Origin of the sequence: Streptomyces sp. NPDC004609 (assembly GCF_042873655.1) — a bacterium.
Lineage (GTDB): Bacteria > Actinomycetota > Actinomycetes > Streptomycetales > Streptomycetaceae > Streptomyces.
In genome coordinates this window covers 30,121-50,594 of sequence record NZ_JBIALS010000003.1, presented here as the reverse complement: position 1 = coordinate 50,594, position 20,474 = coordinate 30,121, and the positions used below count along the sequence as shown (strand labels likewise).

At 69.5% G+C, this 20,474-nt stretch carries 17 protein-coding genes; 7 read left to right on the top strand and 10 right to left on the bottom strand.

Annotated features, from left to right (window positions below):
- Nucleotides 1–51: 51 nt before the first annotated feature.
- The 4 genes from ACFYT4_RS03555 to ACFYT4_RS03540 all read left to right on the top strand — a co-directional run bounded on the left by ACFYT4_RS03555 (nt 52) and on the right by ACFYT4_RS03540 (nt 4,813).
- Entirely contained in the window at nt 52–1,224 is a 1,173-nt protein-coding gene (locus ACFYT4_RS03555; protein WP_389264849.1) for an acyl-CoA dehydrogenase family protein, read from the top strand.
- A gap of 1,026 nt (nt 1,225–2,250) precedes the next feature.
- Complete coding sequence (locus ACFYT4_RS03550) at nt 2,251–3,051, top strand: helix-turn-helix domain-containing protein (RefSeq protein ID WP_389265275.1); 801 nt, start codon at nt 2,251–2,253, stop codon at nt 3,049–3,051.
- Between the two features lie 280 nt (nt 3,052–3,331).
- A complete protein-coding gene (locus ACFYT4_RS03545; protein ID WP_389264848.1) occupies nt 3,332–3,544 on the top strand; it encodes a hypothetical protein in 213 nt (70 codons plus the stop codon).
- Between the two features lie 102 nt (nt 3,545–3,646).
- Nucleotides 3,647–4,813, top strand: coding sequence for a glycosyltransferase family 39 protein (locus ACFYT4_RS03540; protein ID WP_389264847.1), 1,167 nt, complete (start codon nt 3,647–3,649; stop codon nt 4,811–4,813).
- A gap of 242 nt (nt 4,814–5,055) precedes the next feature.
- On the opposite strand, the gene ACFYT4_RS03535 is transcribed toward ACFYT4_RS03540, so the two are convergent.
- From ACFYT4_RS03535 to ACFYT4_RS03515, 5 genes are all read right to left on the bottom strand, one after another.
- Complete coding sequence (locus tag ACFYT4_RS03535; RefSeq protein ID WP_389264845.1) at nt 5,056–6,270, bottom strand: esterase-like activity of phytase family protein; 1,215 nt, start codon at nt 6,268–6,270, stop codon at nt 5,056–5,058.
- A 197-nt stretch (nt 6,271–6,467) separates the two neighbouring features.
- On the bottom strand, nt 6,468–7,397 hold the full coding sequence (locus tag ACFYT4_RS03530; RefSeq protein ID WP_389264843.1) for a hypothetical protein: 930 nt from the start codon (nt 7,395–7,397) through the stop codon (nt 6,468–6,470).
- Between the two features lie 177 nt (nt 7,398–7,574).
- Nucleotides 7,575–7,790 carry a DUF397 domain-containing protein gene (locus tag ACFYT4_RS03525; RefSeq protein WP_389264841.1) on the bottom strand — a complete coding sequence of 72 codons (216 nt, stop codon included), beginning with the start codon at nt 7,788–7,790 and terminating at the stop codon, nt 7,575–7,577.
- Nucleotides 7,787–8,011 carry a DUF397 domain-containing protein gene (locus ACFYT4_RS03520; protein ID WP_389264839.1) on the bottom strand — a complete coding sequence of 75 codons (225 nt, stop codon included), beginning with the start codon at nt 8,009–8,011 and terminating at the stop codon, nt 7,787–7,789. The genes ACFYT4_RS03525 and ACFYT4_RS03520 overlap by 4 nt, the downstream gene beginning before the upstream one ends.
- Nucleotides 8,008–8,853, bottom strand: coding sequence for a Scr1 family TA system antitoxin-like transcriptional regulator (locus ACFYT4_RS03515; RefSeq protein ID WP_389264837.1), 846 nt, complete (start codon nt 8,851–8,853; stop codon nt 8,008–8,010). The genes ACFYT4_RS03520 and ACFYT4_RS03515 overlap by 4 nt, the downstream gene beginning before the upstream one ends.
- A gap of 440 nt (nt 8,854–9,293) precedes the next feature.
- Here ACFYT4_RS03515 and ACFYT4_RS03510 point away from each other — a divergent pair, with 440 nt between their 5' ends.
- On the top strand, nt 9,294–9,725 hold the full coding sequence (locus ACFYT4_RS03510; protein WP_389264836.1) for a hypothetical protein: 432 nt from the start codon (nt 9,294–9,296) through the stop codon (nt 9,723–9,725).
- A 162-nt stretch (nt 9,726–9,887) separates the two neighbouring features.
- Here the strand turns inward: ACFYT4_RS03510 and ACFYT4_RS03505 are convergent, their stop codons facing one another.
- A complete protein-coding gene (locus ACFYT4_RS03505) occupies nt 9,888–11,147 on the bottom strand; it encodes an LCP family protein (protein ID WP_389264834.1) in 1,260 nt (419 codons plus the stop codon).
- Nucleotides 11,148–11,288: 141 nt separating this feature from the next.
- Between ACFYT4_RS03505 and ACFYT4_RS03500 the strand changes: the two genes are divergently transcribed.
- Nucleotides 11,289–11,837 carry an acyl-CoA thioesterase gene (locus ACFYT4_RS03500; protein WP_389264832.1) on the top strand — a complete coding sequence of 183 codons (549 nt, stop codon included), beginning with the start codon at nt 11,289–11,291 and terminating at the stop codon, nt 11,835–11,837.
- 130 nt (nt 11,838–11,967) lie between these two features.
- Here ACFYT4_RS03500 and ACFYT4_RS03495 read toward each other — a convergent pair whose 3' ends face one another.
- Nucleotides 11,968–13,335 carry an LCP family protein gene (locus ACFYT4_RS03495; protein ID WP_389265273.1) on the bottom strand — a complete coding sequence of 456 codons (1,368 nt, stop codon included), beginning with the start codon at nt 13,333–13,335 and terminating at the stop codon, nt 11,968–11,970.
- A 253-nt stretch (nt 13,336–13,588) separates the two neighbouring features.
- Between ACFYT4_RS03495 and ACFYT4_RS03490 the strand changes: the two genes are divergently transcribed.
- Nucleotides 13,589–14,608 (top strand): glycosyltransferase family 2 protein, encoded by a 1,020-nt coding sequence (locus ACFYT4_RS03490; RefSeq protein ID WP_389264831.1) that lies wholly within the window; start codon nt 13,589–13,591, stop codon nt 14,606–14,608.
- 452 nt (nt 14,609–15,060) lie between these two features.
- On the opposite strand, the gene ACFYT4_RS03485 is transcribed toward ACFYT4_RS03490, so the two are convergent.
- The 3 genes from ACFYT4_RS03485 to ACFYT4_RS03475 all read right to left on the bottom strand — a co-directional run bounded on the left by ACFYT4_RS03485 (nt 15,061) and on the right by ACFYT4_RS03475 (nt 20,448).
- Entirely contained in the window at nt 15,061–16,788 is a 1,728-nt protein-coding gene (locus tag ACFYT4_RS03485; protein WP_389264829.1) for an LCP family protein, read from the bottom strand.
- A 52-nt stretch (nt 16,789–16,840) separates the two neighbouring features.
- Nucleotides 16,841–18,703, bottom strand: a complete 1,863-nt coding sequence (locus tag ACFYT4_RS03480; RefSeq protein WP_389264827.1) for an LCP family protein — start codon at nt 18,701–18,703, stop codon at nt 16,841–16,843.
- A 218-nt stretch (nt 18,704–18,921) separates the two neighbouring features.
- A complete protein-coding gene (locus tag ACFYT4_RS03475; RefSeq protein ID WP_389264825.1) occupies nt 18,922–20,448 on the bottom strand; it encodes an LCP family protein in 1,527 nt (508 codons plus the stop codon).
- Nucleotides 20,449–20,474: the final 26 nt, after the last annotated feature.

Genomic DNA, 20,474 nt, shown 5'->3' with positions numbered 1-20,474 from the left:
CTCTAAAATTGGTTACTTAACGGTAATGAGTGCACTGGGGAGTGAGAGACAGTGGCCGGATCGGCTGACTTCGACCTGTATCGCCCGTCCGATGAGCACGACATGCTCCGGGACGCCGTCCGCTCGCTCGCCGAGGCCAAGATCGCGCCGTTCGCGGCGGAGGTGGACGAGGAGGCGCGCTTTCCGCAGGAGGCCCTGGACGCCCTGGTGGCCAACGACCTCCACGCGGTCCACGTACCCGACGCGTACGGCGGCGCGGGCGCCGACGCCCTCGCGACGGTCATCGTGATCGAGGAGGTCGCGCGGGTCTGCGCCTCCTCCTCCCTGATCCCCGCCGTCAACAAGCTCGGCTCTCTCCCGGTGATCCTCTCCGGGTCCGAGGAGCTGAAGCGCAGGTACCTCGCCCCGCTGGCCAAGGGCGACGCGATGTTCTCGTACTGTCTCTCCGAGCCGGAAGCGGGCTCCGACGCGGCGGGCATGAAGACCCGGGCGGTACGGGAGGGCGACACGTACGTCCTCAACGGCGTGAAGCGCTGGATCACCAACGCCGGCGTCTCCGAGTACTACACGGTCATGGCCGTCACCGACCCGGAGAAGCGGTCGAAGGGCATCAGCGCGTTCGTCGTCGAGAAGGGCGACGTGGGCGTCTCCTTCGGCGCCCCGGAGAGGAAGCTCGGCATCAAGGGCTCCCCGACCCGCGAGGTCTACCTCGACAACGTCCGTATCCCCGCCGACCGCATGATCGGCGCGGAGGGCACCGGCTTCGCCACCGCGATGAAGACCCTCGACCACACCCGTATCACCATCGCGGCCCAGGCTCTCGGCATCGCCCAGGGCGCGCTCGACTACGCCAAGGGGTACGTCCAGGAGCGCAAGCAGTTCGGCAAGCCGATCGGCGACTTCCAGGGTGTCCAGTTCATGCTCGCCGATATGGCCATGAAGCTGGAGGCCGCCCGCCAGCTCACCTACTCCGCCGCGGCCAAGTCCGAGCGTGTCAGCGCCGGGGGCGAGGAGAAGACCCTCACGTTCTTCGGCGCCGCCGCCAAGTGCTTCGCCTCCGACGTCGCGATGGAGGTCACCACGGACGCGGTCCAGCTCCTCGGCGGCTACGGCTACACCCGCGACTACCCGCTGGAGCGCATGATGCGCGACGCCAAGATCACCCAGATCTACGAAGGCACGAACCAGGTGCAGCGGATCGTGATGGCGAGGAACCTTCCCTAGGGCGTGTATCGAAAGTCCCGCCTGGCCTGCGACGCCCAGCACGCACACTCGCTGCGTTGTCGGAATCGCCCAAGTACGTCCAGTACGAGGGCGACCCTCCGCCTTGCGATTGCACGCACCGGACGCCGCAGGCCCCGCCCTCCGGGCGGACGGCGCTACTTTCGATACACGCCCTAGCGGGGTGATTGCGCGTCAGAGGTGGTTCTGAGGGCCCGAAGGGACTCTCCCGGCTCCCGCCCGCCGCGGCCCGATCAGGCCGTTTCCGGTCGTCACGCTGGGGGAATCCTGGGGATCCAGCGACATGGAACGCCTGCTGACCAGCGCAAGCGACACAGCCTCCGGCATCATGCCGGGGGCTGTCGCCGTCCGTGACTCAGACGACCTCTGACGCCTCTGCGGGATCATCCGCGCCTTGCGTCGGCATGGCGGTCACTCGCCTTTGGGCGGGACGATGAATCCCCGCGTCGGTCCTGAACCCGGTTTCTCCTCCGGGAACGTGGCGGCCACACATGCCAGCGCGTCAGCGGTCACGTCCCGTCGTGAGGCGGGGTCGGCCTTGTCGTACACACGCCATCCTCCCGCCGTGTTCTCCGGGTCCTCTGGTGCAACTACTCCGGAGATGCCCAACCGCCTCAGCACGGCGCCAACATGTCGGGCCTGCTCAGCGTCCACGCTTCCACCTTCCCTCTGCCGGCGGCCAGCCTAAGGGCTGTCCCGCAATCCCCGGCGGGCGTTGCGGGACAGCCCTTAGCTACAGTCCCCTCCCGAGCAGTGCGAAGCGCACTTGCCCGGATTGATCGGGCCGCAGCCGCCGGGCTTGGGCGTGTGGGAGCAATTGGCCGCCACGGAGACCCGGGCATTGGTCGGGCCCGTCCACAACTCACCGTCCACGGTGTGTCCGGCTTGTTCGATGACGGCCACCGTGCGAGTGAGCGCGTGCTCGTCGTGGTGCTCGGCGCTGGGACGCTCGGGCCAGTGGTGCACGAACCGCCCCAGACGGTCGCACAGCTTCTCGTACAGGTTCGTGTGCAGGATCAGGGCGAGATCCGGAAGGATGTGGGGATCAGCGGGCGGGAGCTGGCCGTGAGGTGCGGTTGGTCAGAGTCGAAGTCATCCCGGATCGAGAACGCAAAGACGCCTCCCTCCGACACGGACATCCGAGCGTGGTGCCGAGCCTGTGCCGCTGACGGCCAGGCCCCCGACTTGATCGCGGCAAACCGACAGTCCGCCGATGCTCATGTGCAGTGGAGGCGACTCCAGCGGAGCGGTCTCCGGCGCCTGCAAGAATCCACTGGGGATCTGTACCGGCAGACCAAGATGTTCCGCGTCTACGTCTCCGACGTGATTCCCGGATTCCTCCAGACCCCCGGATACGCGGCTGACCTGCTGACGTCCATCGCAGATTTCCGGGGAACCCCGGATGACGTGAGCGATGCGGTGGCGGCCCGGATGAGGCGCAACGCGGTGCTGAGAAATGGTGCCCGCCGGTTCTCATTCGTGCTGGAGGAGTCGGTGTTGCGGTACCGGCTGTGCAGCGCTGAAACCATGGCGGCACAGCTTGGTCACTTGCTCGGGGTCATGGACCTTCAGAATGTCGCCGTGGGCGTCGTCCCGTTCTCGGCACAACGGAGCATGTGGCCCATACCGACCTTCACGATCTTCGATGACGCCAGGGTGCACGCGGACACGTTGGATGCTGCTTCCACGCTCATACAGCCCAGCCAGGTCGAGTTGTACTCCCGAGCCTTTGAGAGGCTCTCACAGGAGGCCGCGAGGGGAGCGACGGCACGTTCTCTGATAGCGGATGCGGTGGCGTCCCTGCCGTAAACCCCCATCTACGGGGGTACGCATCAGGTCCAGCGGAGCGTCATGGCGAGGATCCTGCATGGCACCCGCCGCGCCTTCTGAAACCAGATCCGTCCCCCACCGGGGCCGCAGCCGCCGGGCTTGGGCGTGTGGGGGCAATCGGCCGCCGCGGAGACCCCGTTCCCGATCCCGGCGGGTCCTCAACCGCCAGCAGGCAGGCCGTAGTTGGGCCGCGCCGGGGCCCGTAGCATGGGTGGGGTCGACGGGGCGTACGGGGGACTGACCGACGGGGGATGCGGGCGTGCGGTTCACACTGGTGGTGTTGCTGCTCGGGTATGTGCTCGTGGTGGCGGGAGAGGTGGTGCTGGTCGTCATGGCTCTCGGCAGCGACGACCCGTTCCGCTGGATCGCCCTGGTCTTCGCCACGCTCATCGTCGGCGGCTTCTCCCCCATGGCCGTGGCCGCCGTGCGGGCGCTGAGGTCCCCTCCGCCGGGCGGGGCGTCCGGCCGGTAGGCCGTCCGGTTCCGGGTCCCGGGCCGGAGGGTGGGCCACAGCCGCCCGGCCGCCGTCCGTGACGCCGCGATAAGGTGCGGGTCGGACCGGGGACCTGTGGTGATGAGCGTACGGATGACGATCGGGCCGGGCCGCGCCCCGGATGCGGTGAGGCCGGTACTGCTGCCTCTCGCGGTCTTCGCCGGGATCCGGGCCCTGTGCCTGGCCGTACTGGCCGGGTGGGCGTACGCCTCCGACAGGAGCGCGCGCGAGCTGCTCTCGATGCGCTGGGACTCCCTCTGGTACGTACGGGTCGTCGAGCACGGCTACGACTTCACCCTGACGGCGCCCGACGGACGGGTGCTGTCCGACATGGCCTTCTTTCCGCTGCTGCCGTGGCTGGAGCGGACGGTGACGGCCCTCACATCGCTCGGGCCCGCCGACGCCGGACTGCTGATCAGCGCGGTCGCGTCGATGGCGGCGGCCTGGGGCATCTTCCGGCTGGTCGAGCACTTCTACGGGTCCCGCACGGCGCTCTTCACCGTCGCGCTGTGGGCCGCGCTGCCGGTGAGCATCGTCCAGTCGATGGCGTACAGCGAGTCCCTCTTCGTCGCGCTGTCGGCCTGGGCGCTGTACGCGGCGACGGTACGGCGGAACTGGCCGCTCGCCGGACTCCTGGCGTCCCTCGCGGGGCTGACCCGGCCCGTGGGGCTCGCCGTCACGGCGGCGGTGTGGGTCGCGGCCGCCCTGGCCTGGCGCGAGCTTGCCGAACCCGGCGCCTCCGGTCACTCCGCCGCCAGGAAGCGCATCCTCCTGGGGGCCGCGCTGGCTCCGCTCGGCGCCGCCGGATACATCCTGTGGGTGGGACAGCGCACCGGAAGCCTCCTCGGCTACCTCGATGTACAGGGCGCCTGGGGAAACGGCTTCGACGGCGGTCTCGCCTTCGCCCGCTTCACCGGCGGACTGATCACCGGGCCCACCCCGTTCGCGGGCGTCGCGCTCCTCGTGGGCGTCCTGCTGTTGCTCAGGCTCTGCTGGGCGTGCGTACGGCAGGGCCAGCCGCTGCCCTGGCTCGTGTACGGCGGCATCGTCGTCGCCCTCGCCCTGTGTTCCTCCGGCTACTTCGGCTCCAAGCCCCGGCTTCTGATGCCCGCCTTCCCGCTCCTCGTTCCCCTCGCCGCCGCCCTCGCGCGAACGAGGGCGGCGGCGGCCTGGGCGGTGATCTCCGCCGCGGCGGCGATCGCGGCCGTCTACGGCGCCTTCTGGCTCCACGGCTCCGGCCCGCCGTAGACCCCGGACCATCCGGTGACACCGGACCATCCGGTGGTGCTCTGATGCTCTGGTGCGATGGGGCGCCGTGGCCGACCGCGCTCGGGAGTACCGGAGGGGATGGGAGCGAGCGTTCCCTCCCGTGAGGCGGGGTGCGGCTGGGCCGGTCACCCCGGCCGTCGAGGCCCGGGCCCAGGTCCCGGCACTGCCTGAGCCCGTGGCCCCCGGCCACCGTCCCGCCCCGGTGCGGCCGAGGCGCTGGACTACCGCGCCCCGGCTCCGGAACCGGCCCCGGACGTCACCGGACCGGTGCAGTCCAGCGTGCCGGCGCGCAGGGCATGGCCGCCGTTGTTCTTGTCGTCGGCCCAGATGACGGGCTTCTGGCCGCCGATACAGGCTGCCTGGGGGGCGATGGCGAAGCCCTCGTGGTTGTAGTCGGGCAGGCCGATCGGCCGGTCGTAGGCGTGAGTGGCCGCGAACTGCCCCTGGGCGTTGATGCCGAGGGTGGTCATGCCGCCCTGGCAGTGGTTGTCACAGGCTGCCCAGAGGCGGCCGGTGGCGGGCTCCCACTCCATCGCCATCACGGACAGCAGACCGCTGTCGAACGAAGCGACGCGGGTGAATCCGCCCCCGCTCAGGTCGAGCGCGTAGGCGTAGATCGTGCCGCTGGTCTCCAGGCCGGTGAAGAACAGGCCGGTGCCGTGACCGGGGTAGGAGGCGGGGTCGTAGAGCGCGGCGGTGCGCTCGTCACGGAAGCCCTGCGAGGTCAGGAAGGTGTCCGGGATCCATACGATGCCCTCAAGGCCCTTGTTGGCGGGCACGGAGGGCAGATCGGAGGAGACATTCCACTCCCCGGTCGCCGTCAGCGAGGATGCCGTGGAGGAGGCGTCGAAGCGGAGGATCTTCGGAGTGCCGGTGCCGAGCTGGCCGTTGTCGCCCTCGGTGGACACGAACAGGCCGTCGGGGGTGACGACCACGCCTTCCGCGTCGGGCTCCGCGCTGCCGGTCGCGTACCGCAGGGCCTTGCCCGAGGACCAGCCGCCCTTGTCGGGGCTCCAGAGCGGGCCGTCGGGCACCAGCCGGTAGAGCTTGGCGGGGCCGTTGTTCACCGCCCACAGCACATCGGTGCTCTCGAAGGACAGGCCGCTGAGGTTCCCGCCGAAGAGATTGGCGGTGTCGGCTTCGGTGACCGACGCCCCGCCCGGCCAGACCTCGTTGGGGAGTACCTTGCCGCTTCCGGCGGTGCACGCGAGGGCCACCCCCTCGGCGGCGGCGGTTGTGATGCCGGGGGCGGCGGTGCCGTCGGCGCAGCCGCCGTCGAGCCCGATCCGGTCGCCCGGGCCGCCGCTCGGATCCACCTCGTGGATCCGCTCCGACGACCGGTCGTGCGCGGGGGCCGGGGCAGCGGACAGGCCGACGGCGAGGACGGATAAGGCGACAGCGGCGATCTGGGCTGCTCTGTGCCAATGCGTAGGCAAGGTGGCCGATCCTTCGTCTCATGGGGACGGGTGGGGATGCGCGCGCTCCGGCAGAGCGTGCGGCACATCCGCAACGACGGGCTGAACATACGGCCAACAGCCGGAGTACGCCACATGGCCAACAGTGGCCACACCAGCCACATTTCCGGCCACGGCGCGAACCCAGGACCCCAGCGACGGGAACGCCCGCGTACGCGTCAGTCCCGGAGCACCAGGGGCCGGCCGGAAACGCCCGCACCGCCCGGTTTCGGCAGCAACTCGGGCCGGAGCAGCAGCTCGCGCACCTGTGCGCGGGTCAGCGGCACGAAGTCCAGACTGCCGGAGCTCATCCCGGGGCCGGACGGCTCGACCTTCTTCGGCTCGACCTTCCCGTGGGGGCGCAGGATGGTGAAGATCCTGTTGTCCGAGGCGTACGCGCCGTCCGAGAGCATCAGCACCCCGCCGTCCGGGAACGTCAGGCGCCCGATGTGCTCGAAGCTCCAGGGCGTGCCCCAGGGCTCATCCGCCCTCGCCCCCAGCCAGGAGGTGAGCACCCGTCCGCCGGGCAGCTCCTGCCGTACGCAGTCGACGCTCCTGGCCCGCCTGAGGGGCGCGCACAGATCCTTCGGCACGCCCGTGCCGCCGGTGGCCCGGGCGACGGCCTCCCGGTCCAGATACGAGACGCTCAGCGCGGTGTACACCTTCTTGCCGTTCAGCTTCCTGCCGATCAGGAAGTCCCCGTCGAGCGGCCCCAGCTCCTGGTAGGGCGTGGGGGCGGGCCCCGGGGGGCCGGACATCCGGAGTACCCGCATCGGCCCGGACCGCACCTTCTCGACGCTCACCAGGCCCGGCATGTTCTCCCCCAGCAGCCGGAGCAGGCTCTGGGCCTGCCGCTTTCCCCGGGTGTCCTGGGCGCTGTTCCCCCGTGTGACGGGGGATGTGTCCTCCCCGTCCGGTTCCTCCAGCATCGGCACGGCGACCGCGCCCACCAGGATCACCGCCACGACCGCCCCGCCCACCGCCACCCTGCGCCGCCACGGGTTCACCGCCCCCCTCGCCATCGCCGCCGCGAATATCGCCTCGACGGTGACGGTGGACTCCCCGCTGTCCTCGACGGCGCGTTCCAGAAGCGCCTTGATGTCGTTCACGCGTTAGCCTCCCCACGCCTGGCACCTTCTGGCACCGGGAGCCCCGAACCGGTGACTCCTGCCCGTTCCAGTGCGGTGACCTCACGGGAAAGTTGCGGCCCACCCCGGCTGCCCCCACACAGAAAAGTGCCCCGGCGCCGATTTCCTCCGGCCCGGGGCACCCGTGCTTCGCCATGCTCAGTGTGCGGTGAGACGGCCGTCCTTGATGGCTTCGACAAATGCCGCCCACGCCGGCATTTTGCAGGCCAGGCCGGGCGCGTGGGGGGGTTTGCTGTCGCGTACGGGGACGGTGCTGTGACCTTGTGCGTAAGTGGGGGCCCACTCCAGGCAGTTGCCCCCGTCCTGGCTGCTGTAGCTGGACTTGATCCAGCGGACGGAACCGTTCGGAGTCACAGTGCCTCCGTGCCGGAGAGTCCGCCGTTCTTGATCGCGTAGACGAAGGGCGACCATGCCGACGCTTCCAAGGTCAGGGACGGTGCGTGAGGATTTTTGCTGTCGCGTATGGCGACGGTGCTGTGACCTTGTGCGTAAGTGGGGGCCCACTCCAGGCAGTTGCCGCCTTCCTGGCTGCTGTAGCTGGACTTGATCCAGCGGACGGAACCGTTCGGAGTCACAGTGCCTCCATCACCTTGAGTATCAGCTCTGCGGACGCGTCAGGTGAAAGCGCTGATGCGGTTACCACATCGTATGACCGACTCAAGTGCCGTACGTCTCCGGGCTCCTCGATCATCGAGCCCGATCTGATGCCCTCCGTGTGCACGACTACCGTCCCGCTCGCCGTGGTCAGGATCGACACTGGAGCATCCATCAGGGCGTGACAGCTGGCGCCCAGGGGTAGCACCTGCACCACGCTGGTGGGGCGTTTCCCGTGCGAGAGAAGCACGGCCAACTGCTCTCGCATCACGTCAGCACCCCCGACATTGCGTCTGATCACCGACTCGCAAACGACTGCCGAGAAATCTGGCGGTGACTTGCGCTGGAAGAGTTCCTGGCGTTCCATGCGGGCCCGTACCAGGGCCTTGATCTCGTCGTTGGCTGCCCGAGGCTTGCCCGCTCGGAACAGCGCGCGGGCGTACGAAGGTGTTTGGAGCAAGCCGGGTACGACTGTCTGCGACCACTCCGCAATGGCGACCGCCGTGGTTTCCAGTTTCATTCGGCGCTGAGCGTGTGCCACGTATCCTTGCTCACGGATTCGCTCGTACAGATCTTTGAACCTTCCGTCGGTCTCGAAAATCTGATCGAAGATCTCCGGGAGATTGCTCGGGATTGGGAAATCGCTCCCCTCGATGCGCGAGATCGTTGAGCTTGAGGTCCGTACTTCTCTGGCGAGTTGCGCCTGGGTCCACTTGCCCGCAAGCCGTAACTCCCGCGCATCCCGAAGCGCTTCCGCGAACTCGCGCCGGGGATCACTCACTGCTTTGGCAGCCGTTCCGTCACCTTCGCGCTGTCCAGGCATATGCCTCTCCTTCGCCCAGGGGTCTGCAAATCCGTGGTGGCTGTGTATCTCTACAGGTCAGACGCGTAGGCATATGCCGCTGCGCCCAACTTGGTGATTGGACCGCCATTCTCTTCCGAAGATATCCGCCTCTATTGCACTCTGTACACCCCCGCTTACACGTAGTGGAAAGAGGTGTGCACCTTAATGCCGGACGACGAATCCGCGCGACCACGTCCCTACGCCCCCGAACCCGGCGACGTGGTCATAGACGCCAGCACGCGGAAGGTGGGCCGGGTCATGGACACGATCGGGTTGCGGGTTCAGCTCAGGCCGCTCAATGGAGGGCGGGAGTGGGACGCGTTGCCCGGGGATCTGAGACCGGCGGCGCAGTCCGACGCCATGAGCGCCGCCGTCGCGGAGGCCAATGCCCAGAGCCGGCAGGGAAGATGAGGGCGGGCATGGCGGAACGGAAGAACCCGCGTCATATCTGCGCGGCCACCGCGATACTCCCGCTGCGTACGATCGTGCTGGCGCTGGACATCGTGCCGGACGAACCCGCCCACCCGATGGAGATCGTCACCGGGCTCCGGTGCGCGCTCGAAGCGCATACGGACGGGCCGCACTTCACCCTCGTACGCGAACTGGCCGACGCCTCCCGGGGCGAGGTGTGGACGCGTTGGGAACCCGGTACCGAGCCGGAGTGCGTGACCGTACTCCCGGACTGCCCTGCGGACAACGGCCGTTCGGGTGCGGGGAACGACGCCTGCACGCTCTTCGCCGGGCATCCGGGAGGGCACTGCTTCGAGTTCTCGGACCCGGAGTACGACGCGATCCGCGCGAGCCCGGAGTACGACCGGCTCCAGGCGGAGATCGACGACCGGCTGCGCTGAGTCCGCGCGCGGATCGGGCCACCGCACCCGGCCGTGGCGGGGAAGCGCCACCCCCACGCTCACCCCCCGGCCTGGGGCGCGGAAAACCCGTCCGGCTGCCTCCCCCGATGTACCACCGGGCAGCCGGACGGGTCCCCTGGCAGACAGGCCCTGACAGGCGGGTCAGTTGCTGGTGACCGTCACCTTCTCGTCGTTCTGGATCTGCTTCACGAGCTGCTGCACCTTCGTCTTGTCCCAGACGAGGTTCCCGCCCCGGCTGCCCGAGATCGGCATGTTCATCGAGGCGCCGTCGCCGCCCGTGATGCCCTTCATCGCGAAGAACATCTGACCGAGGTCCCACAGGGACATGTCCTTGTCGACGATCAGCGTGTCCAGGCCCGCGCCCATCACCGGGTAGAGCTTGAAGGGGTTGAGGACCGTGCTCGGGGTCGCCGTCTGGCTGGCGAGGGCCGCCAGGAACTTCTGCTGGTTCTTCGTCCGGGCGAGGTCGGACTCGGCGAACGCGTACCGGGTGCGGACGAACGCCAGTGCCTGCTCACCGTCGAGCGTCTGCTTGCCCGCCTGGAAGTCCGCGCCGGACTTCTTGTCCTTGAACGCCTTCGGGATGTCCATCTCGACCCCGCCGATCGCGTCCACGATGCTCGCGAAGCCGGCGAAGCCGATCTCGGCGTAGTGGTCGATGCGGAGGCCGGTGTTGTGCTCGACGGTACGGACCAGCAGCTCGGGCCCGTCCTCGGCGTACGCGGCGTTGAGCTTGACGCGGCGGCCCTGGTTCGGGAAGAGCTTGCCGGACTCGGAACCCTTGAAGGAGGGGATCTCGACGTCCGAGTCACGGGGGAGCGAGATCATCGTGGCGCCGCTGGAGCAGTCGGCGAGGATCATCATCGAGTCGGTGCGCTTGCCCTCGGCGGAGCCGGTGCGCAGCCGCTTCTTGTCGGCGGAGGACATGCCCTCGCGGCTGTCGGAGCCGACGATCAGATAGGTGGTGCAGTCGTTCTCCTTCGGCCGCTCGATGACCTTGGAGAGATCGACCTCGCGCCGGACCTTGGAGTCGGCCCAGAAGTACGTGCCTATGGTGACCGCGGCGAAGGTCACCACCAGGACCAGCGAGCCGATCTTGATGCGGCGGCGCCAGTTCGGGGGCTGCCGGTAGGGGTCGGCGCCGGGCGGGGCCGCGGGCAGTCCGGTCGGCGGTTGTCCGGGGCCGTAGCCGGGGGCGCTGCCCTGGCCCTGACCTCGGGGGGAGGGGGTTCCGTATACCTGGCCCGTGTTGTAGCCGCTGTCATAGGGGGCGGAATCACCGTCGTACCCCTGAGACTGCTGCTGCGGGACCGGTCGTCGCTGCACATGGCGCATTACGCGAGCGCCTTCGGGCTGTTCGCCCTGGCTGCCGCGTCCGTATCCATCGGGCCGATGATTCATGGCGACAAGTGTGCCGGGTCACACTTCGGCGCCGACAGGGAGTCCCGGGATTCGGGTCAGGGCTGTTGCCAAGCTGATGCAATGCACCTGCCAGGTCTCCGCTCGGGGACGTGTGTGCGACACCCGCTTAGGGTGGAGAGCATGACAGCTCAGGCCCAGCGCTCGGAGCCGGCGGTTCCGGGCAAGCCCACCTCCGCCTCGCGTACCACCCTCAGTCACATCATGACCGGCAGTGACACCAACCTCCTCGGGACGGTCCACGGTGGCGTGATCATGAAACTGGTGGACGACGCGGCGGGCGCGGTCGCGGGCCGGCACTCCGGCGGGCCCGCCGTCACCGCCTCCATGGACGAGATGGTCTTCCTGGAGCCGGTGAGGGTCGGTGACCTGGTCCATGTGAAGGCCCAGGTGAACTGGACCGGGCGGTCGTCGATGGAGGTCGGCGTACGGGTCATGGCCGAGCGCTGGAACGAGTCGACGCCCGCGCAGCAGGTCGGATCCGCGTATCTGGTCTTCGCGGCGGTGGACGAGGACGGCAAGCCCCGGACCGTACCGCCGGTGGTCCCGGAGACCGAGCGGGACCGGCGGCGCTACCAGGAGGCCCAGATCCGCCGTACCCACCGGCTCGCCCGCCGCCGGGCGATCAGGGAGCTGCGCGAGAAGCGCGCGGCGGAGGGCATGGACGACTGACGGCGCCCGCAGGGGGGGTGGGGTGCCCGTACGCGACCCGGTCCCGTCCGTCACCGGTCCCGTACATGCCGGACCCCGTACGTCACCGGCCTCGTACGTGCCGGAGCCCTGAGTCACGGGCACGCGACTGTCACGGGCACACCACCTGGTCGCCCGTCACCGCTCCGAATTCGCCCTGGTACGCGTCCTCCGCCCGTACCGGGACCACGCCCTTGAAGTCCGTGCCCGCCGTCACCCGCAGGGTCTGGCCCTGGCCCTTCACGGGGCGCATCTCGCAGCCGTTCAGCGCGGTGGACAGGGACTTCGCCGACCGGTCCCAGCGGGGGTCGTACGAGACGAAGGTGCGCGCGACCGGAGGGCCGCCGCCGTTGAGCGGGGCACGGGTCGTGTTGAAGCCCGTCGAGCGCAGGGCGTCGTCGACCTTGCGGCCGAGCCCGTCCTTGCGGGTGCCGTTGTAGACCTGCACCCGGATCTGCTGCGGGGAGACGTCCACGAGCCTGGCCTTCGGCGCGGCCTTCTTCGTGCGCACGCTCGCGAGGGGCTTGTCCTCGCGGATCATCCGGAACAGGCGGTCCGCCTTCGCCCGGTCCCACTTCACCGCCGAGCCGACGCCCTTGACCTCGCCCATGGAGGCGACCGGCACGGACGTGAACTCCGACGAGGACGCCGAGAAGCCGCGCATCGCCCGGCCGAGGGCGAGCATCTCGTCCGTACCGAAGTCCTGGTCGGCGCGCACGGAGCCGAGCATGGTGGAGGCGACCTCGCGGAACCTCACCGGGTTCAGCAGGACCCCGCTGCCGCTCGCCTGCTTGATCAGGGACGCGAGGAAACGCTGCTGGCGCTGCATACGGCCCAGATCGGACGCTCCGTCGACATGGCGGGAGCGGACGTACTGGAGGGCCTGGCCGCCGTTGAGCCGATGGGTGCCCGCGGGGAGATCGAGCCCGGTGTACTTGTCCTTCACCGGGCTGGTGGTGCAGATCTTCACGCCGCCGACCGCGTCCACGGTCTTCATGAAGCTGGTGAAATCGACCTCCAGATAGTGGTCGATCTTCACCTTGGTCATCTGCTCGACGGTCCGCACGGTCAGGGAGGGCCCGCCCTCCGCGTACGCGGCGTTCAGCTTGACCGGGTGCGGCTTGTGGACCTTGCCGCTGTTCTGGTCGGTGTGCGCGGGGATCTCCGCGTAACTGTCGCGGGGCAGGCTCACCACGCTCGCCCGGTCCCGGTCGCCGGAGATGTGCACGAGCATGATCGTGTCGGTGCAGCGGCAGGGCGCGCCGCCGAGGCGGTACTTCTGCTTCTCGCCCTTGGTGATCCGGTCGCGGCCGTCGGTGCCGACGAGCAGGAGGTTCATGCCCCGGCCGCCCTCGGGACGGTTCTTTATGTCCCGGAAGGCGTCGACCCGGCTGACGCCCGTGTCCACACTCGTCACCAGCGCGTGTCCGACGGCGCCCGCGCCCAGCACGACGACCGAGAGCGTGGTCGCCGCCCGCAGGCCCCAGCGCGTCCGGCGGACCGGCCGGCGGGGCGTGGCCGGTGGTGTCCGGGGCTCTGGACGGGTCCGGGAACGGGGGGAGCGAGGCGGGACGGTCACGAGGGGGACACCTCCGCGGGCGACTCGGACGAGTGAGGGCGAATGGGGCTACAAGGGCGAATCCAGCACACCGTAGGCCCATACGATCGGCAGTCCGTCGCACCGACCGGCCGCCGCGCGTCCGTGTCCCCCATTCGCGGTAACGTGGCGGGCGATGAACGCCACGCCCCCTGTCTCCGTGATCATGCCGGTCCTCAACGAGGAGCGGCATCTGCGCAACTCCGTCCGTCACATCCTCGACCAGGAGTACGACGGTGAGATGGAGGTGGTGATCGCGCTCGGCCCGTCCACGGACCGTACCGACGAGATCGCCGCCGAGCTGGTGCGGGAGGATCCCCGGGTCCACACCGTGCCCAATCCCACCGGGCGTACCCCGGCCGCGCTGAACGCCGCCATCAAGGCGTCCAGCCACCCCGTCGTGGTCCGGGTCGACGGGCACGGGATGCTCTCGGCGAACTACATCGCCACCGCCGTACGGCTCCTGGAGGAGACCGGGGCGCAGAACGTGGGCGGCATCATGCACGCCGAGGGCGAGAACGACTGGGAGCACGCGGTCGCCGCCGCCATGACGTCGAAGGTCGGCGTCGGAAACGCGGCCTTCCACACGGGGGGTGCGGCCGGTCCCGCCGAAACCGTGTACCTGGGGGTCTTCCGGCGTGAGGCGCTGGAGCAGCAGGGCGGGTACAACGAGGAGTTCATCCGCGCGCAGGACTGGGAGCTGAACTTCCGGATCCGTGAGGCGGGCGGGCTGATCTGGTTCTCGCCCGAGCTGAAGGTGCAGTACCGGCCGCGGCCCTCGGTGCGTGCGCTCGCCAAGCAGTACAAGGACTACGGCCGCTGGCGGCACGTCGTCGCCCGCTACCACCAGGGCTCCATCAATCTGCGCTACCTCGCGCCGCCGGTCGCCCTCTGCGCGATCGCCGCGGGGACCGTCGTGGGTGCGGTGCTCACGCCGTGGGGGCTGGTGATCCCCGGCGGGTATCTGGCGGCGATCACCGCCGGATCGGTACCGGCGGGCAAGGGGCTGCCGCTGAAGGCGCGGCTGCGGATCCCGGTGGCGCTGGCGACCATGCACATGTCGTGGGGGTACGGCTTCCTGACCAGCCCGCGCTCGCTGGCGAAGAAGGTCATCGCGAGCCGCCGGCCGTCGGTGAAGAGCTCCGCGTCCGCGTGAGGGCCCGGGGCCGGCGGGTCTGAGAGCCCGGGGCCGGCGGGCGTGAGGGACTGACGCCGGGGCCGGGGGCCTCTCGCCGGGGCCGCCGGCCGGGCGGCGCGAGAGTGCGCGTACGGGAGAAGGGGCCCGGGTGAGGACGTCACCCGGGCCCCTTCTCGTACGCGGTCGTATCGGCGGGCCGTATCGCCTGCTCGTGCCGTCGTGCCGTCGCTCCGGTCGGGTCGCGGTGCCGTCGTGCCGTCGCTCCGGTCGGGTCGCGGTACCGGTCGGGTCGCGGTGCCGTCGTGCCGTCGCTCCGGTCGGGTCGCGGTGCGGGGCATCGGGTCGTTGCGCGGGGCGTCGTCGAGCGGTCTTGCGTCCGGGCGCGCCGACGCGCCGGGTGCCGGTCGCGGCCCGGGGCGCCTCCCGGGCCGCGTGGCGCGGTGTGCCGTGCGCTGTGTCGCGCGAGGGCTCTACCAGGTGAAGCCGTCCTGGACGGGCATGCACGCTTTGTCGTCGTCACCGGCCAGCGGATTCGCGCTGGCCGGCGCCTTGTTGCTCTTGGGCTTCGGCTTCGGGAAGGTGTCCCCCTGGCGCCAGTCCGCGCCCACGATCAGCGTGATGGAGTCGGTCCTGTCCGACTTCTTCACGGCCGACAGCGGGATTCCGAGGGCCTTGGCGACCGCCTGGGCGTCCCCCTCCAACTCGGCGCTGTGGTAACGGACGACGGTCTTCTCCTGCGGGTTCCGGGAGGAGTCGGCCACCGCCTGGGTGAAGCCCTTGCCGCCGAGGAGACCGGCGACCGCGGAGGCCCGGCCCCTCGCGGCGCCCATGCCGTCGCCGTCGGTGCCGTTCTGCACCCGTACCGCGATCTCGCCGGGCGCGGCGGCCGGGTCCTGGGAAACGGCCGGGGGTGAAGGTTTCTTCTTCGGCGCCTTGGAGCCCTTGCCGTCCAGCGGGATGTCCTCGCGGACCATCTCGAAGAGTGCCTCGGCATCGCCCGGCAGCGGTTCGACCTTGGCGCCGAAGCCCGGCCGCTGCGAGTAGCGGGTGGGGATCGTCGTCGCCGTGATCCGGCCGGTCGGCACGCTCTTGAGCGAATTGCCGATGTCCAGGAGCTTTTTGACGGAGTCGATGCCCTTGTCCACGGTGAGCGCGTCGATGGCCGCCTCGGCGAGCTTGCGCAGCTTGTTCGGGTCGGTGAGCTTGGCGTTCTTCCGCAGCTCCCGGACCATGGAGTTCATGTACATCTGCTGGGCGCGCGCCCGGTAGAGATCGCTGCCGTCGCCGAAGCCGTAGCGGGTGCGCAGCCACTGGAGCGCCTGCTCGCCCTTGACGGGGGTCGTCCCCTTCTTCAGCTCCAGCCCGGAGCCCTCACCGGTGCTGGTGCGGGAGCGGATGTTCTTCTCGACGCAGACCGGGACACCGCCGATGGCGTCCGCCATGGACACCACACCCGCGAAGTCGATCATCATGAAGTGGTCGATGGTGATGCCGGTCAGATGGTTCCAGGTGGCGACCGTGCACCCCGGACCGCCGCGTCCGAGCGACGAGTTCGTCTGGCCGAACGCGATCTCGGGGTACTTCTCGCCGTTCTTGTCCTCGCACTCCGGGATCGTCAGCATGGTGTCGCGCGGCATGCTGATCAGCGAGATGTTGGAGCGGTCCGCCGACAGATGCAGCAGCATCTGCACATCGGCGAGCGGCTTCGAGCCGAAGGTCTCCTTCGCGCCGCCGAGCCTCTGGTTCGCCTTGGAGTTCCGGGCGTCCGAGCCGATGAGCAGGATGTTCAGCGGTGTCTGGCCGTCGGCGTTGGGCTTGTGGTCCGGCATTTTTCTGCCGAGCGTCAGATCGTCCTTCTTGAGCTTGCCGTTGAGGTGCTCGTAATAGAGGTATCCGGCCGCCGCGGTGCCGAGTATCAGCAGCGACAGCACGGCCGCGACCCACTTCAGCACGCGGCGCTTGCCGTTCCTGCGTGCCCCTCGGCTGCCCCGGCGGGAGCCTGTGCCGCGGTGCCGGGACGACCGCGGCCCTGAGCCGCCGTCCGCGTCACCCCTCGTCGCGGACCGCCTCGTACGACGCCGGGAAGTGTTCTCGCCCCTGTCACTTCCGTCGTCGTACAGGCTGTCGTCCCACCCGAGGTCACGGGGGTTCCGGACGCCGCCCTCGGTCCCCTTCCCCCGTACGCTGTTCTTTCCCACCCCTGAGCCCCCTGCTGTCATGCGGGCGGCGTGGCCCGGTGCTGGTTCCGGGTCACTTGGCACACACCTGTTTGTCCGCTTCGACCTTCTGCACACCGTCCGGCGCCTTCGCCGGTCCGGTGATGGGGATACCCGCGTCCTCGAAGTCGTCGCCGAGCGTGAGCTTCATCGGCTCACGGCCCACCGCGTTCTCCGTGCCCTGCTTCATCGCCGAGGCAGGCAGTCCCATGAGGTCCGCGAGTGTGCGGGCCTGGTCCGCCTGGTTCGGGCCGTACTCCAGGATCGTCTTGGCGACCTTCTGCGGAGCGTTGGCCTCGTTGCTCGACTTCAGCACGCCCTGCGGCTCCTCCTGAAGCCACTGGAGCGTTCTGGACGCCGCCCCTGAGGTTTCGCTGCCGTTGTAGACCGCCACCCGGACGTCCGATGCCTTCGCCCTGGGTCCCTGAAGCGGTCCCGGCTTCTTCGCCGCGGCCTTCTCCGTCTTCTTCACCTCGGTGAGCGAGGTGTCGTTCTTTATCATCGAGAACAGCTGCTTGGCCTTGTTCTCCTGGAGGAGGACCGTCGCGCCGTCCGTGTTGTCGACCACCGGCACGGTGGCGAAGGTGATGTTCTTCGGATCCACCTCCGCCAGCTCCATACCGAGTTCCTGAAGCTTCTTGATGCTGCCTATGCCGGTGTCGACGGTGAGCGCGCTGGTGGCCGCCTCCGCCAGGTCCCACATCTTTGTGGGGCTGGAGAGCGTGTCGCTCGACTTCATCTTGCGGATCATGGAACTGAGGAACTGCTGCTGGATCTCGATCCGGCTGAGGTCGCCGCCGAAGCCCACCGAATGGCGCGTCCGGACGAACGCCAGGGCGTCCTCGCCCTTCAGGACGTGCTTGCCCGCCGGGAGGTTCAGCTTCGAGTCCTTGTCCTTGATGGGCTTGGCGAGACAGACCTCGACCCCGCCCACCGCCGTCGACATCGTCTTGACCGCGTTGAAGTCGGCCATCATGAAGTGATCGACGGGGATGCCGGTCATCTGGGTGACCGTGCGCATGGTGCAGCCCGGGTCGCGGCCCGACTGGCCGAGGCTCTCGTTGAACCGGGTGTTCGACGTGCCGGGGATCGTCTTGGTGCCGTTTCCGTCCTTCGTCTCGCAGGAGGGGATGTCGGTGATCAGATCCCGGGGGATGGAGAGCGCGGTGGCGTTCGTCCGGTCCTTGGAGACATGGAAGAGGATGGTCGTGTCGGCGTGCCCGGGGCTGTTGCGGTCGCCGTAGGACTCATTGCCCTCACCGGTCCGCTTGTCGGTGCCGATGACGAGGATGTTGACGGCCTTGTCCTTCTTGAAGCCGCCCGTGCCCGCGCCCGCGACGTCGACCGTGTTGAGGTTCGAGTCGAGGTGGTCGTACACGAGATAGATCCCCACCGCGCCGGCCGTGACGGCGAGGGCGAGCACCCCGCCCGTCCACATCAGGACCTTCTTCTTACGGGACTTGGGCTGCTTGCGCTTGCGGCGGCCCGCGGTGGGCGGATTCGAGCCACCCGAGGCGTCTCCCGCGCGGCGCGAGCGCTGCGGGGGCACCTCGCGGCCCGGAGCGGCGGCCCTGCGGCCGTCGGTGCGCCGGCCCTCCGCACGCCTGCCGTCGCCGCGGCGGGTGTCGCTGCGGCCGCCCTCCGACGCGAAGCCCTCCGACCGGAAGCCCTCCGCGTGGCCGTCTCCCGTGCCGTGGCCCGCGGAGGCGCCGTCCTCAGAGGTGCGGGGTCCCGGTGTTCTCCTGCCGGAGGTTCTCGACGAGGCCGGGGGGGCCGTCGGCGACGACTGCGCTGGGGATTGGTCCAGTCGCAATTCGTAATTGCCGGTCTGCGGGTTGAGCACCCACTGGTCGGCGGGGTCGATCTCGTCCGCCCGCCCACGGCTCTGCGCATCCACGGTTTTCTGAATCCTCCGTCGGTGCCACGCGAAGCGCCTCCCCCGGTGGGCGCTTGGTCTCTCGATCCAGCAGTGCACGACGTATGCCGGTGTACCGGATCGCGCCACACTATCCGCCCAGTTCAACGCGGGGCGACGCCCGTGACAAGTTCTACGCACCTTACAAGGGGGCATTCCGCCCAATCCGTATGGTGCGGTCCTGTGCTTTGGGCATCGCTTTACTCACACAGGCCCACCGCCGCATTCGTTCCGGAGAAAGCGGGCGTGGGGGACGGTGAGGCGGGACCGGTGTCGTCCGGCTTCCGGTGGGAATCCGTCCCCTTTTCGGAACGGTTCCGGCCCCCCGGCGGTACGACCGTGATGGGAGTGTCCTCGCGCAGCTGCTGGAAGAGCTGCGACGCCTTCGGCTCCACCAGCTCGTCACGGTTCGGATTGCCCGAGTAGGGCCGCCGGGGCACCGTGAGGAACTGCACACCCTCGATGGGGATGCTTCGGATGGAACGGGTCAGATCGTAGAGATCCCTCAGCGAGTCGAGCCCCGGGTCCGTGGTCAGCGACTTGGTCGCCGCGTCCAGCACTCCGTAGAGCTTCCTCGGATTGAGCAGGACGCCGTTGCTCTGCACCTTCTTCACCAGGGAGCCCAGGAACTGCTGCTGGCGGCTCATGCGTTCGGTGTCGCTGCCGTCGCCGAGGGACTTCCGGGCGCGCACATAGCCGAGGGCCTGCTCGCCGTTGAGCGTCTGTCTGCCCTTGCGGAGCTTCAGCCTGGCGGCGCGGTCGTCGATCGGCTCCTTGAGGCAGATCTCGACGCCGTCGACCGCGTCGACCATCTCCTTGAAGCCGCTGAAGTCCACCACCATGTGGTGATCGATCCGCACGCCCGTCATCTTCTCGACCGTACGGATCGTGCAGGCCGCCCCGCCCCGCTCGAACGCCGAGTTGAACTGCGCGAGCTGCCGGCGGCTGCGGGTGCCGTCGGGCCGGCGGCAGCTGGGGATCGTCACCATCAGATCGCGGGGGAGGGACACGGCGGTCGACGTCTGCCGGTCGGCGGCGATGTGCAGCAGGATCGCGGTGTCCGCGCGCTGGCTGCCCCCGTCGTCACGGCCGTACTTGCGGTTGCCCTTGCCCGACCGGCTGTCGGAGCCGAGCAGCAGGATGTTCTGCGCGTTCAGCACGATCGGGAGGGGCCGCTCCTTCTCGTACGCCTCCAGTTCGGCGGCCGTGCCGGTGTCGGTGGTGATGTTGCCGTCGAACTTCCGGTAGATCCACCAGGCCGTGCCGGAGGCGGCGAGCAGCACCACGGAGGTGCCGAGCGCGGCCCAACGCACCCACCGGCGCTTCCGTTTGGCCACGGGGGGCGGGGAACCGTCCTTGGGCTCCACGGGCAGGGTGGCGGTGTGATGCGTATCACTTTCGCCGGGTGGGTGGTCGTCAGTGTGATCGTCGCCGTGGTCGCCGGTGCGCGCACCGCCGCGAGCGGGGGTGGTGGAGCCGTCGGGTGCGGTGGCGTCGGCGGCGGGGCTGTCGGGGGCGGTGGGCGCTTCAGGAGTGCCGGGCGCGTCGGGGCTGCCGGGGCTGTCGGAGTCGCCCGAGGTGGAAGAGGTGGCGGGGGCGTCGGGGTCGTCGGGCGTGCTCGCGGCCGGCGCGGACTCGGCGGCATTCGTGCCGGGTGCGCGCTCGTCCTCGGCCTCGCCATCGGGCCCGGTCGGCGTGCCGGCACTGTCCGTCACTTCTGCGTCCATCCTTCACGGCGTCGGCGGCGCGCTGG